At 46.2% G+C, this 15046-nt stretch carries 7 protein-coding genes; 2 read left to right on the forward strand and 5 right to left on the reverse strand.

Annotated elements, in window-relative coordinates:
- Positions 1–269: 269 nt before the first annotated feature.
- The 4 genes from QUA36_RS15785 to QUA36_RS15800 all read right to left on the reverse strand — a co-directional run bounded on the left by QUA36_RS15785 (position 270) and on the right by QUA36_RS15800 (position 11605).
- The gene (locus QUA36_RS15785; RefSeq protein ID WP_333458331.1) at positions 270–7958 is read right to left on the reverse strand and encodes a S8 family serine peptidase; all 7689 of its coding nucleotides are present in this window, start codon (positions 7956–7958) and stop codon (positions 270–272) included.
- 455 nt (positions 7959–8413) lie between these two features.
- The gene (locus tag QUA36_RS15790; protein WP_333458332.1) at positions 8414–9292 is read right to left on the reverse strand and encodes an inositol monophosphatase family protein; all 879 of its coding nucleotides are present in this window, start codon (positions 9290–9292) and stop codon (positions 8414–8416) included.
- A 98-nt stretch (positions 9293–9390) separates the two neighbouring features.
- Positions 9391–10515, reverse strand: coding sequence for a cupin-like domain-containing protein (locus QUA36_RS15795; RefSeq protein ID WP_333458333.1), 1125 nt, complete (start codon positions 10513–10515; stop codon positions 9391–9393).
- A gap of 232 nt (positions 10516–10747) precedes the next feature.
- Positions 10748–11605 carry a PfkB family carbohydrate kinase gene (locus QUA36_RS15800; RefSeq protein ID WP_333458334.1) on the reverse strand — a complete coding sequence of 286 codons (858 nt, stop codon included), beginning with the start codon at positions 11603–11605 and terminating at the stop codon, positions 10748–10750.
- Between the two features lie 49 nt (positions 11606–11654).
- Here QUA36_RS15800 and rsmI point away from each other — a divergent pair, with 49 nt between their 5' ends.
- Together rsmI and QUA36_RS15810 are read left to right on the forward strand one after the other, a co-directional pair.
- On the forward strand, positions 11655–12536 hold the full coding sequence (gene rsmI, locus QUA36_RS15805; RefSeq protein ID WP_333458335.1) for a 16S rRNA (cytidine(1402)-2'-O)-methyltransferase: 882 nt from the start codon (positions 11655–11657) through the stop codon (positions 12534–12536).
- Positions 12537–12613: 77 nt separating this feature from the next.
- Entirely contained in the window at positions 12614–13831 is a 1218-nt protein-coding gene (locus QUA36_RS15810; protein WP_333458336.1) for a glycosyltransferase, read from the forward strand.
- Between the two features lie 175 nt (positions 13832–14006).
- Here QUA36_RS15810 and QUA36_RS15815 read toward each other — a convergent pair whose 3' ends face one another.
- The gene (locus tag QUA36_RS15815) at positions 14007–14999 is read right to left on the reverse strand and encodes a DNA cytosine methyltransferase (RefSeq protein ID WP_333458337.1); all 993 of its coding nucleotides are present in this window, start codon (positions 14997–14999) and stop codon (positions 14007–14009) included.
- Between the last annotated feature and the right edge of the window lie 47 nt (positions 15000–15046).

Consider the following 15046-nt stretch of genomic DNA (forward strand, 5'->3'; position numbering starts at 1 on the left):
TGTAAGTAATACGGTTTAGGCTATTGGTGTCAACTTAAGTCTAAAACCCTCTTTATCTCTCGTTTACCGCCGAGGCCAGATCCCCCTAAATCCCCCTTAAGAAGGGGGACTTTGAGAAGATTCTTGTCCCACCCCCTACTCCCCTTTTTAAGGGGGGTTAGGGGGGATCAAGGCCTTGATAGTCAGCGGTTGAAACCGCATATATAGAAACGAAGTCCGTCTCTAAGAGACTGAAGAATAATAAGGACTAAAGTCCTCATTACGAACCTTTAAATCAATCCGAAATTAGCAGCACTAATACTGTTAGCAGAAACTCCGGCTAGAGAAGCTAAAATCTCCCCTGTTTGTGCAAACCGGATTAAAGTTGCACCGCTATCTTGAGCAATCGCCAATTGCGAGAAACTCAACCCGTTACCCAATACTAACAAGTCCTTACCGACTTCAAAATCAGTAATCGTATCAGTACCGGAATTGGTAGAGAGTAGGAACTTATCTACTCCCATTCCTCCTATCAAACTATCCATTCCCAAACCACCCGCCAGTAAATCATCGCCCTTACCTCCGTAAAGCATATCATTGCCATCATCGCCGTTCAAAATGTCAGCACCACGGTTGCCAAATAAGATATCATCACCGCTACTTCCGAGGATTGTATCGCTACCTTTGCCACCGAAAATAGTGTCATTCCCCAGAACTCCATCGAGGGAATCATTGCCCCTCATCCCCATCAACACATTATTCGCGCTGTCGCCAGTCAGGATATCGTCGCCATTTGTACCGAGAATTGCATCCGGAGAATTGCTGCCCAAATCAGCATCGCCGCTGACAACAGGAGTTGCAATCCCAGTCGGCAATACTACAGCTTCAATTCTGCTATCTAAAGCAGTACCAGTGTTGTCAGCAACTAGCTGGGAAATAGGTTTATTTCCGGTACCAACTTCTTTGAAGTCTTGAGTAGTTGGGCCCAAGGCTACTTGTTGGAGGCGGGCAAGTGATTCAGGAATTGATGTTCCTGTTGGGTTGGAGACAGCCGCATCAATGCGCTGATTGGCTGTTGCCATTACTGTCGCGGATTGCGATGTAATTTGGCTGACTTGTTGAGTGTTGAAACTGGGGTCTATTTGCTGGATTTTCGCGGCTGCTTGCTGAATGATTGGTTCTAAGGCTGCTGCATTGCTGAGGTTTAAGACTGTACCGGATTGAATTTGATTGGTAATTGAACTGACAACAGCCTTGACAATATCGGTATTGACTGCACTGGAAGCACCGTCAATCAAACCGCTAGTTTGAGTGATGAAGTTTTGGACTTTCACCATTTCTGCTAAGACTTGGACTCCCCCTGGTTGGTTGTTGTTGGTTGCTAAGATAGGATCTAAGCTAGTTAGGTCAACTTCAGCGGGGAGAGAAAGGGCAGCTTTGACTAAAGATTGGGCTTCTTCTGGTTCAATTCCTTTGTCGGTTAAGTCGGCGATTAAGGTGGTTAGGAGGGTGACTACACTAGCATCTGGGGGTGCGGTGACTGGTGTTTCTAGGGGTAAGCCGGTGGCGGTGTCAATGCCTCCTATGGCTACTAAATGCCCTTCTTCTGGGTCGATTTCTCCGTTGTTGTTGGTGTCGAATGTCTCGAAGGGGATGTTGAGATTGAATTTACCGCCTGAATCGGTTGTGGTGGATGGTTCGTTGGTGTCTTTGATGCCGTTTTTGTTGGCATCTAAGAACACAGTTGCACCGTCTATGTAACCGTCAATGACAGTACCTCCAAAGCTGCTGTCATTCATAATCAGTCTGATCGTATCGCTGGCAGTTGCACCGGCTCTGTCTGTTGCTGTTAACTTAATATTGAAATCTTGAGGTTGAGAATTTGTGCCATTGAAAGTGCGAGTATCTGGATCGAAAATGAGCCAATCAGGTAAAGGATCGCCATTTTCAAGAGTTGCTGTGTAGGTAAGCGTGTCACCTAGATCGGGATCTGTGAAAGTGTTCGACGGAAATTGGTAGTTGAATGTGGAGGGGTCGTTGCTTACAGTTTTGAACTCGTAATGCCAAGGGGTTGTATCGGGGCCGTAGTTGAGGACAGGCGGACGGTTGAGGGCTTTCCAGACATTTAAACGCCCTCCGCTGACCGTTTTTCCATTCAGAGAAGTAAGCGGGTCTGTAGTCTTCATTAAGATATCTTTTAGCTGTGCAGGTGTCCGGCTAGGATCTTGAGCTAAAAGCAGGGCTGCTGCTCCCGCTACGTGGGGAGCCGCCATTGAAGTTCCATCATTGAAACCGTACTGATTACCAGGAATAGTGCTAAAAATTCTCTGCCCTGGAGCCCCTAAGTCTACTGAAGTTTTTCCATAGTGGGAGAACGAAGCTAACCCGTCATTGCGAGTTGTGGCTGCTACCGCAATGATATTAGGGAGATCGTAACTGGCAGGGTACAGTGGGTAAGAATCATTGTCCAATTGACCATTATTGCCTGCTGCTGCTACGAACAAAATACCCTTCTTGTTGGCATCGCTGATCGCATCAAACATTGTTTGGGTGTACTCAGGAAGACGAAAGCTGGCATTAATAACATTTGCCCCATTTTTTGTGGCGTAGTCAACTGCTTTGGCTGCATCGCTAATCCACGCAGTATCATCTTTTGAGATCCACTTTAATGGCATAATACTAACATTTGGACTCACCCCCACTACACCCATGTTGTTGTTATCAACAGCTCCGATTGTTCCCGCCACGTGGGTACCATGATTATTGTCATCCATCGGGTCTGTGTCTTCGTTAAAAAAGTCATAACCCCGCACATCATCAATGTAGCCGTTCCTATCATCATCTATATTGTCCAGGCCTGTTATTTCTACTGAGTTCGTCCACATATTAGCAGCAAGGTCTTGGTGCTTGTAGTCCACGCCGGTGTCAAGGACCGCCACTACCACATTTTTGCTACCCCTTTGAATATCCCAGGCTTCCGGTGCATCAATATCGGCATCTGGCGTTCCACCAGTCTGTCCAGTATTATCCAAACCCCAGAGTTGATTGAATTGTGGATCGTTGGGTACTGAGTTGATAAAAGCCCGATAGTTAAGTTCAACGGTCTCGACCCTGGAATCTTGAGCTAAGCTAGTTCGAGCCGTTAGCAAATCTGCATTTGAAGCCAACTTTACTACTCGCCATTGCTCCAATTCATCCGGCTCCGATACTGAGTTGATCAATAAGCTTCTTGGCGGTACTAGGTCTTCGACTGCTGCGATCTCGCCATTAATTTGAAAAACACTCTGGATGGCAGCATCGCTTACATTAGGTCTCAACTTAACCAGAAGCTCACCTGGCTTATATTCCACCCCAGTTGAGGGATCGACTGCGACTCGCGCATTGCTAGCAGTCTCGTCATCCCTGTTAACAACAGTGGCATCCGGTGCGTCGATGCCGTTGTAGTTACTATCCGCACTCACAGCAGGGGCAGTCACAATCTGATAAGTCTTATCGCCGTCAAATACTCGATCGTTGACACCCGTTACTGTAATAGTCTGCGGTTGATTCCAATTAGCAGAATTGAAGGTAATCGATTCCGTTGAATTTACTCCCTCTGCCTCATTGCTGCTACGCAGATCAATTCTCACATCAGCAGTCGGTTGGCTGTTGAGTCTGATGGTGAATTGGTCTGTGCCACCTGCTTCTGTAGTTACTAATCCCGATGCCGGACTAATAACAATGCCGGGACTTCCAAGTATTGGCGTGGGTGTCGGTGTTGGAGTACCAGTTGTCGGCGTCGGTGTTGGAGTACCAGTTGTCGGCGTTGGTGTTGGAGTACCAGTTGTCGGCGTTGGTGTTGGAGTACCAGTTGTCGGCGTTGGTGTCGGAGTACCAGTTGTCGGCGTTGGTGTCGGAGTACCAGTTGCCGGTGTCGGAGTTGGAGTACCAGTTGCCGGTGTCGGAGTTGGAGTACCAGTTGCCGGCGTTGGCGTCGGAGTACCAGTTGTCGGCGTCGGAGTTGGAGTACCAGTTGTCGGCGTCGGAGTTGGAGTGCCCGTTGTCGGCGTCGGCGTTGGAGTACCCGTTGTCGGCGTCGGAGTTGGAGTGCCCGTTGTCGGCGTCGGAGTTGGAGTGCCCGTTGTCGGCGTCGGAGTTGGAGTGCCCGTTGTCGGCGTCGGCGTCGGAGTACCAGTTGTCGGCGTCGGCGTCGGCGTTGGCACTGGTGGTGTCGGTGTCGGAGTTGGAGTACCAGTTGTCGGCGTCGGCGTTGGCACTGGTAGTGTCGGCGTCGGAGTTGGAGTGCCAGTTGTCGGTGTCGGCGTCGGTGTCGGTGTCGGCGGCGGTGGCGGTGGTGCTACATCGTTATCCGTAATCGCAACTGTCACCCCTGGCACCACAACCACATTATACTTAGCATCACCGCCGCTCACACTGTGAGTAATAGTACCGCTGTGAACTCCTTCGACAACCGTATCATCAACAGCTTTCACCGTAACGGTTTGAACACTATCCCAATTAAGGGTAGTGAAAGTGATAGGCGCGATCGCCTCAATCTGATTACCTGTTGTGAGAGTAATGGTAACAGGGGCGGAAGGCTGCGACGTTAACTTGATCCCATAACTGCCATTCGCCCCGCCTTCAGTAGCACTCGTGCTCGTAGGTGTAATGCTGACACCTACTGTGTCGTTGTCGGTAATCGCTACATTTACATCCGCAATGGTCTGAGCGCTATACTTAGTGTCGGTACTGGTAACAGTGTGAGTGATCGTACCGCTGTGCGTGCCTTCGGCTTTGCTATCGTCGGTAGCAATAACTGTGACTGTTTTGGCAACATTCCAATTCGTGCTATCAAAGATAACAGGGGCGATCGCATTTATTTCACTTCCGGCATTAAAGTTAATGGTAACAGGGGCGATCGGCTGCGAGGTTAATTTGAAGGCATAACTGCCCGTCGCCCCGCCTTCTGTCGCAGTTGTTGCCGTGGGAGTAATAGAAATACCAGCCGTATCATCGTCCTTATTGCTGAGGCTAACATCCGTTACATCTTTGTTGTTGTAAATCGGATCTGTACTAACAGTAGCCGCCGTGATAATCTTGTAGTCAATATCGCCGTCACCCATGCTATCGTTAACCCCTGTTACTGTCACCGGCTGGGGTGTATCCCAGTTAGCCGGAGTGAAAGTTAAGCTATTAGTCGAAACTGTTCCTTCGGCAACATTATCACTGGTCAAACCGATAGTCACATCAGCAGTCGGCTGAGTATTTAGAACCACAGTAAAGTTAGCCTTAGTGCCATCTTCACCTGTAGTTAATCCCGCCGTCGGATTCACCGTAATTCCCGGAGTTTCATTGTCACTGTTGGTCACGGTGACATCATCAGGATCGAGGTTATTGTAATTAGGATCGGTGCTTACAGCAGCAGCCGTGACAATTTTGTAAGGTATAGGGCCATCAGCTACTAAATCGTCAACACCACTGATTGTTATTGGTTGCGGTTGATCGTAGTTAGCAGAAGTGAATGTTAAGCTATTAGTTGAAACGATTCCTTCTGCAAGATTGTCACTCCTCAAACCGAAAGTAACGTCAGCAGTTGGTTGAGAGTTGAGTTTGACTGTGAAGGTAGCAGTGCCACCGACTTCACTTGTAGTTAATGCTGTTGGGTTAATAGTAAAGCCAGCTTTGTCATCATTAGTAATCGTTGTGCTAGCGGTAGCAGTGGTAATTGTCGGTGTTACGCCTGGGCTTGTGGGACTTGAAAGGGTGACGGCAATGGTTTCGTCGGGTTCAGCTAGGGTGTCGCCTAATACATCCAGAGTAATGGTTTTGGATGTTTCATCAGCGGCAAAATTAATTGTGCCGGTAGGGGTAGTTGCCCCTGAAGTGCCACCGATGTTGTTGTAATCGCTGACGTTTGTAGCTGTGCCGGCGATCGTATAATTGACGCTACTTGCCCCGCCTGTGTTGCCACTGCGAGTCGCGGTGAAAGTCAGAGGAGTTGTGCCGCTATTGCCTTCAAGAATGCTAGCAGTAGCGGCGGCGATGGCATAAGAAACAGTACCGTTGGCTGCAATATTTAATGTTGTTTGTTTGGTTGTACCTGCAATGCCTCCGGTGATTGTTCCCAAGTTAAGAATTGCGGTTTCGGCGTTTTCAGGGAGATTGTCTGGTTTGATAGTAACTGCAATATTTTGGGTGAGTGCGGAACCTGTTGCACCAGCGGGGAATATAATCGAGGTAGGGGAAAAGTTGTAGTCTAAATTCTCGGTGGCTGTGCTGCTGGGGTCGATGACAATGGGTACAGTTACATCGGTGAAGGGAGTGCCGCCACTGAGAGTGACGGGAATACTAACTACTGTGTCTGTTGTTCCTTCTGTGTCGCTGTAAGTTGCAGTACCAAAATTCACTGTATTGGGTGTATTTAGCAGCACCGAAACGTTGTCTGAACCATTGTTCGCTACGGCCAAATCCGGGAGAGTGTCAGCATTAAAGTTGCCTGAAATAAGGGAACTTGGACTTGTCCCCGCAGCAAAGTTAATGGGAGCACTAAAGCCGCCAGTACCGTTTCCTACTAAAATTGCAGCGCCGCTGGTTCCTGTTACTGCTAAGTCAAGTCTGCCATCTCCGCTAAAGTCATTCGCAACAATGCCTTGCAGCCCTGTCCCTGCGCTAACATCAGTGGCTGCGCCAAAGCCGCCTGTGCCATTTCCTAATCGAATTGACACACTGTTAGAGCCACCGTTAACTACGGCTAAGTCGAGGAAAGTGTCTCCGTTAAAGTCCCCATTGGCGATCGAATTTGGATTTGTCCCTGCTGCAAAATTAGTAGCTGCAGCAAAGTCGCCAGTGCCATTCGCTAAAAAAATAGAAATGGTGTTAGAGAAACTGTTCGGTACAGCTAAATCGGAAAAAGTATCTCCGTTAAAGTCCCCCACTGTCATGAAACCGGGAATGGACTGCGCGCTCAAGTTGGTGTTGAAATTTAATGCCCCGCTGCCACTGCTATTTGCCAGCAAAATTGTGACAGTACCAGAGGTACTGCCAGGGCTTGCATTGACTACTGCTACGTCTGAAAAGTTGTCGTCGTTAAACTTCCCAACTGCAACCGAGATAGGGGATACTCCTGTAGGATATGGAGTCGGGCTGCCAAAACCGCCCGTAACATTTCCTAAGAAAATTGAGAGGGCGCCGCCAGTGCCGCTACCTACTACTGCTAAGTCGGGGAAAGAATCACTGTTAAAGTTGCCGATCGCGATCGATGTGGGACTTGACACCGCCAAGGTAGGAATAGGCGCAGGATCGAAGCCACCAGTGCCATTGCCTAACAGGATAGAAACGGTGTCAGATCCTTGGTTTGTTACAGCTAGATCGGGTTGGCCATCGACGTTAAAATCACCCGTAGCAATACCGTAGGGATTTGTCCCCGCGCCAATATTTGTCGCCGCACCGAAGGTGTTCAAAACGTACTCGTAACCCGCTAATACTTCGGGTTCAAATACCAGCGGCGTTTCTATTTTCCCGGTTCTCACTTCCAGTTCCCAGTCGCCGCCTTTGGCTACACTTCCCGTGAGGTTTTGGGAAGCTACAACCGACGCCCCGGTTAACTCACTCAAGCGTTTGACAAATGCTTTTCCTGTCTCGCCTGCTGCTACACAGCACCCGTACAGCAGGATATTCGGTCGATTTTTGCTCCTTGAGTCGGTTTGTGGCGAAAACCATTGCTGTAGATCATGCCGATCGCACTCTATATCATCTAAACTCAAGCTACCCTCGCCCAATTGCAAGCTACCCGGAGCACCGTGAGAAACGATGTGAATGCTGTCAATATGGGTACGAAGAGCTAAAATTTGAGTAATTTGGTCGATCGCATCCCGGTTCCCATCCAAAACGACTACTTCTGTACCCGGTTTTACCCCAGCGACTAAACTTTGATAATTTTCTACTTTCGGATCTATAAAGGCGATCGCACTTGGTGAAACTTGATTATTTAAATTTGGCATACTGCACCTACTAATAACTAAAAAAAGACAATGATTCACCTGTTTCGGGACTTACGCCCGAAACACTTTCTGAAGGTTGTAGTAACAATAACTGTTTTTTCTAAAAATCTATATAAAGTTTTCTTTATAAAGACTTTTTTAATTAAAGTTTTGATAAAGATGGGGAATTTTATTAAGTAATATTACGGATGAGCCATCGCGAGGTGGATGATATAACACAAAAACACTTCAATAGCAAGTGTGATTAGACTGAAATATTAAGAACGGGATTTTTGATAGATATCTGCGATGCGGTTGGGCCGTTCGTTTCAACCTTTGGTGGACTTTCGGGCAAGGGTGGGGGCGGGTTTACGAGATAATTGGTATTAGGCAATTATCTCGTAAACCCGCCCCTAAAACTTATTCATTACCATCTTTACGGGCGATTCCCTACGGGATAACTTCGCTTCACGTACTTACTTTAAACTCGCATCTATCCCCGCTAAAATGTGCTCAGCTTGCCCGCACAAAGCAGCGTGACAGCAACCATTACTCGCCAACAATCCCCCCCACTGACTCACATCTCCCCGGTTATACTGCAAAGTAGAACCGTCAAAACGAGTAAATTGACCGCCCGCTTCAGTCAAAATTAATTCCGGTGCAGCTAAATCCCAATCTTTAGGCGCAGACTTTCCCGAAAGAGCAATATAAACATCAGCTTTTTGTTCGACAATTGTGGCAATTTTGCAGCCGATACTGCCGACAGCTATTTGATTTTGACAAGGCAGTTTTTGTAACAATTGATTAAAGCGATCGCCCCGGTGACTGCGGCTGGTTACTATAGATAAATCTGCCAGTATATTTCGCGCCGAAACCTGCAATTTGACCGCATAACCGTCCCGACTTTCCATAAAAGCGCCAGCATTTTGCACCGCGTAATAAATCTTTTGCTGTTCGGGCCAAGCCACAACTGCCAATACCGGTCTTCCCTCGAAGGCTAAAGCAATGTGAACTGCAAATTCACCTGTCCTGTCAATAAAATCTCGCGTTCCATCCAAAGGGTCAATAATCCAAACCCAACTTTGAGGTAAGGGAATTTGACCGTTAGTTTCTAAATAAGATTTGTAAGTTTCTTCGCTGAGATAGCCAAATTCTGCATTCCCTAAAGCCGATTGCAATTCGTCTAGGATGTAAGAATTGACAGCGACATCGGCGGCGGTGACGGGGCCATCTTTTTTCTCTTGGATGTCGAGGTTAGGAGTGTTGGAATCCTGGCGATAATAGGATTGTAGGATATCTGATGCACTCCAGGCGATCGATCGGGCAATTTCGCTGATTTCTTCGAGAGTTTTCATGAATTTCTTGTTTGTAAACCGCAGATGAACGCCGATTAACGCAGATTTCTGTAGGGGCGGTGTCCCCGTGCCCGCCCCGGGGAACCATACATTAGCAATTACCAATTAATATGAGGATATTTCCATTCATAATAATTAGGAAACACAAAATTAGTAAAAGAAACCGAAATACTAACTTCCAATGATTTTACATGATGCCACCAACCGACAGGAATAAAGATAGCTTCTCCCGGTTCCAAAATCACTTCAATAATTTTCGCATCTCTGTAAAGCGGGTATTTGTCATAATCCGGATTTTCTCCGTCCACCTTGCTGAAAACCCCGACGTGATTATAAAGCAGAGGTGTTTGTTGCGGAGAAATCAATTTAATTAGTTTGCGACCAGACACTTGAGCTAAAATTAAATTAACTGGGTCATGGTGCAGCGGTGTAATCGTGCCTTTCGGCCCAAACCAAAAGAAAACTCTGCCTTTTGTATCCGTTGGATTGAGGTATTCAGGGAAAATTTCAATGTCGTTGAATAAGGGTTTAAATTCCTCTCTTTCCAGAGTTTGGTTGTTAGCAACCATGTAGTAGTCGTTGCTAGGCCCACCTTTGACCACCATGTCTACATATTTGCGGAACAAAACAATTTTTTTGTGATTTTCTATCTTAATTTCGTAATTCGGGTCAGAGTTGCGGTTGGCTTGAATTTGTACCTCTGCATCGCCGTATTTTTGCTGCAAATACTCCGGCGTCCACAACTGCAACGCTTTCCAGTTGTGCATAATATTGGTAATAATTACTGGAGTATTTTTGGCGTAGTAATTTTCGAGAAAATACTCTCTAGAAAGGCTGCTTTTGCGTTCGATTGTGCCAAACTTGGAAGACAATGCAGCTAATTGATTGCTAATCCTGAGATGCGATTCTAATTTCTGCAATAACTGCACGTACTGACTACCTGCTTGAAAGTAGGGATGAGATGATATTTCCCTAACTTCTGCGGTGGCTGTTTCCGCATCTATGCCGGTATTTATTAGTCCTTGAATGATTTCTGCATCGGGTTGATTTAATAATTTGTTAGCCGCCACCCACTGTTTCATATTGTCGGGAAGTTCTTGTTTGCTTGGGGTGAGTAGATTGGGCAAATTTTGTGTCAGCCATTCTAGGTTAACTTGCTGCTGTTCTGTTAGGGTAATCCGCAAAGGGGGAAGGGTGATAGTTAGGGGTTGGGTGTCAGACATGATTCAGGTATGTTGTTTTGGGAGTTTTTTGTGTGACTTTAACTTGTCTTACTAATATAGCAATTTTGTTAACGAACCGCGAAGGCGCTAAGGGCGCGAAGGAAGAGAAGAGAGAATTTCACAAATTTTGTCGAGGTTGCTGTCAGGATTTTAACTCAACAAGTGTTGCCAGTTCAAGTTTTCTAGCTTTGAGCGGTTTTAACCGGATAGTTTGGTTAATTTTAATTTAAAATTAACTCTTATTCATCCAGGCGCGGGTTCCGAAGCTTTTGCAGGAATGGGAAGCGATTTTAGATGCAGCGGTGAGAGTATCGGTAAAGTTATTTTGCAAAATGTAGTGACAGAAAGCCCCGTGAAAGATGTCGCCAGCGCCTAAAGTGTCTGTGGCTTGAATTTGAGGTACTTCTATAGTGCCGTAACTGCCATTGCTGAGGTATGAAATTGATTTGTCGCCGCGAGTGATGGCAATATTGGGAATTCCTGCGGCTGACAAGTAAGCAAAGACTTGTTCGGAATTGTCGCAGTCTGGTGGATGAAAGTTATCCGAACATACCGCCCATTCAATAAAAGGTAAGATTTCTTCTAATCCGGGTTTCCAACTGCCACCGTCGAGGACAATGGGAATGTTTTTTGACTTGGCAAGTTGAGCAATTTCTTTGCTGGCTGCGATTTGATGTCCGTCAAGCAGTACAATACTAACTGATGTTAAAATATCCTGGTTAATTGTTTGACTGTCAACTTGCGATTTCGTAGCATTGATGGAAATTACCGATCGATCGCCCGTTGCTTCAGTTACAATAATCGAGGAAACTGGTGGCGAGTGCGATCGCCCCGGTTCCAAATCAATTATCCTGACATTATACTCCGCTAAGTCTGCACGAATTAATTGGGCGATCGCGTGAGTGCCCAAAACGCCCGCTAATACCGCCGCATTCCCCAAATAGCTAAAAGTGACCGCAGCATTTGCCGCCGGCCCGCCCGCAGCAATGGTACAATCAGAAGCAACAACTTTCTGATTTTCACCTGGAGGCTTCCCGGCCAAATAAACTAAATCTAAAGTCGCCAATCCCAAGAATAATCCCGTTTTCATATCTGCGTTAATCCGCGTTCATCTGCGGTTAAAAAATCCCAATCTTAAAATGCAAGCAAATCCCACCACAGGAACATTTTACATCGTAGGAACCCCGATCGGCAACCTGGAAGACATGACATTTCGCGCCATCAAAATCTTGCAAAAAGTAGACTTCATCGCCGCCGAAGATACCCGCCATACAGGCAAACTTTTGCACCATTTTCAAATCAAAACTCCCCAAATCAGCTATCACGAACACAACCAAAACCAGCGACTCCCCGAACTCATCGACAAACTGCTTTTAGGCAAAGATATCGCCCTCGTCACCGATGCCGGAATGCCGGGAATTTCTGACCCCGGATACGAGTTAGTCAAAGCCTGCGCCGATGCTAATATTAACATTATTCCGATTCCCGGCCCGACCGCCTGCATTGTTGGCATAACTGCATCAGGATTACCCACAGAAAGATTTGTATTTGAAGGTTTCTTACCCGTGAAAGGTCAAGAACGCCAACAGAGTTTAGAAGCTTTACAAATAGAATCCCGCACTATAATATTATATGAATCTCCGCACCGATTGCGGCAAACTTTACAAGATTTAGCAACTACTTTGGGAAGCGACAGACAGATTGTGCTGGCGAGAGAGTTAACTAAAATGCACGAAGAGTTTTGGCGTGGTAGTATAGAAAGTGCGATCGAGCTTTACAGCAATCGCGAACCCCAGGGAGAATTTACCCTCCTAATTGCCGGCATCCAAACAGCCGCACCAATATTTTCTGAAGACGCCATCAAAGCAGAATTGCAAACATTAATTGCAGAAGGCATAAGTCGTTCCCAAGCCAGCCGCCAGCTAGCGCAACAAACATCCCTCCCCCGCCGCCAAATCTACCAACTCGCCCTCACAATTGGCGACAATGAATCATTAGAAAAACCCGTGGATGACTTGTGAAATCTCTCTTCTTCTCTGCGCCCTCTGCGCCCTCTGCGGTTAAATAAAAAAAGCTAGATACTCACACTCAGAATTATATGGTACGCGGAAACTACGATCGACAAAAACCATATTTACGCAACCCCCACATCAACAAACCAATCGCCGAAATTTATGAAGACTTAGACGCCTTTACCTGGGAGATATTTGAAGACCAACCCCACCGCTTCGATACCGTCAGTTTCTACGTCTTGCTTCCCCCACTGTTTTATGAAGGGCGTTTCATCAAAGGAATTTACTTCAGCGAAGCAGTCGAACTCATAAACAAACTATTTCCCCAACTTTCATCAGTATTTTTCTCCTTCACCTATTCCCCCGGAATCTCCTACTCCTGGGCCCCCATAGCTGACGCCTACTCCAGCTTATACAAAAACCCGCAGCGGGATAAATGGTTTCGCGAAACTTATCCCGATCGCGCCCACAAACCAATCATACCACTGCAAGACACCGACTTCATCAACGAATACTTAATTTCCCCCCGAAACGTCCCCGCAAAAGACATCGACCTCCTCGCCGTCGCCCGAATTTCCGAAGAAAAAAATTTGCCAATTATTGCCAAAGCCTTAAAAGTTTACCGCCAAAAATATCCGCAAAAACCGATTAAATTAACAGTAGTCACCGGTCACGAATTTGATGCTAGCAACCTAAAAACTCTCGACGAGTACGCCTTACAAGAATGGCAACAAGTCGAGGAAATTTTAGACAATCCCTCCGACTACATTAACTTAGTACCAAGAGTAGACTACTACAGCGAAATCCCCACATATTATTCGCGAGCCCAAGCATTCGTCCTCGGTTCCCTCCTCGAAGGAAAAAACCGGGGAATTACCGAAGCAATGAGTTGCAACGTACCAGTAATTTGTTTTGAAGAATTCAACCAATACGCCAGAGGAAACTCGCCAGTTTTCCCCGAAGGTGCGGGTCTTTACGCCAAATTTGACCCAGAATCTCTCGCAGATACTATATATACAGTATTGGAAAATCAGGCAGAATTTAAGCCGCGATATCAGTATTTAAAGCATTGCGGGCGCAAGAACTTTTTCAATACTTGTATAGACAGTTTTCCTTACTATCAGCACAACATTCCCGACTACAAACCGGGAGATGCTATTAACAATTTGTGGTTGGATTTAGCTGTTCAGCAAAATTATCAAGTTAGTTTGAATAGCTTTTTGTACGGAGGTTCTCCCTTGTCTCATATTCGCGGGACAAATGCGATTCAGCACAATCTCGGTCAGTTAACCAAGTTTCAATGACAGATAATTCGGAATGATGAAACCACAGAGGACACAGAGGACACAGAGGAGGAGAAGAGAGAGATGAATAATTCTGATGTCAACGGATTTGAGATTAGTCTTCATAGCGAGGACTTTCGCAAGCCCCGTGGAATTCATTCCCTGGCGACTGGTAGATGGCCTGCTTAATTTGACACTAATGCCCTATGACAATATCCGCACAAATCTTACTTGCCAAAACTCTAGCCAAATTCACAGGAACAGCATTGCCGACCATTTTGTATCCATCAGCAATATACTTGTACTTAAAAATAAAATCATCTGGAAAAGTCTGAACTCTCGCGCACTCTCGCACAGAAAGCCGACGGTAAGGCTGAGGCGAATTGGCGTCAAAAATGCGTTTGTCTTTACCAACCAAAATCATTTTACTAGCTTGAGGATGGAGAGGTGCGTGTCTGCCACTTGCCTGAATTGTAAAAGAAGGTTCTGACCAACTTCTAACTCGATTGCGCGACATATAAATGCTCGAAAACCCCAAATCCGCACATTCGTGATTTTTGACATAATCGTGATAATTATCTAATTTACCCTTAACTGACATAGGGGCGATCGCCTGCAAATCAAAAATCGCATCTTTCAGCGTCAAAACCTCGATTCCAGGTTCGGGAAACTCAAAACCAAAACCCAGAGTTTCCCGATAGCCAACAACAATCACCCTTTGCCTATCTTGCGGAACACCAAAATGTCTAGCATTCAACAACTTGTACGAAACCCGATATCCGATGTCCTCAAACTGCGATAATATATAATTGAAAGCATCCTTGTTTCTGCCAGCCAAAATACCGCTAACATTCTCAGCTAAAAAAAACAGAGGCTGCTTGTCCCGCACAATTCTGATATACTCCCAAAAAAGTTGACCCCGACTGTCATCAATCCCCCGTTTCGCCCCGGCTTCACTCCAACTTTGACAAGGAGGCCCGCCAATTATCCCAATACATTTGGGAATTTCATCAGATTTGATTTTTCTGATATCTCTGCGATCTAAAATAGTTTCAGGATGATTAAACTCGTAGGTATCCCAAATAGACTTATCATATTCATTCGCCCAAACCGCATTAAAGCCAGCGAACCGAAAACCCAAATCCAACCCCCCACAACCAGAAAACAGAGAGATAATATCTAAAGCCACCTTTTTTCATCCGCAACAAATACACTAAATCAATTATAAACCTCTCT

The organism is Microcoleus sp. Pol10D4 (genome assembly GCF_036701555.1).
Lineage (GTDB): Bacteria > Cyanobacteriota > Cyanobacteriia > Cyanobacteriales > Microcoleaceae > Microcoleus.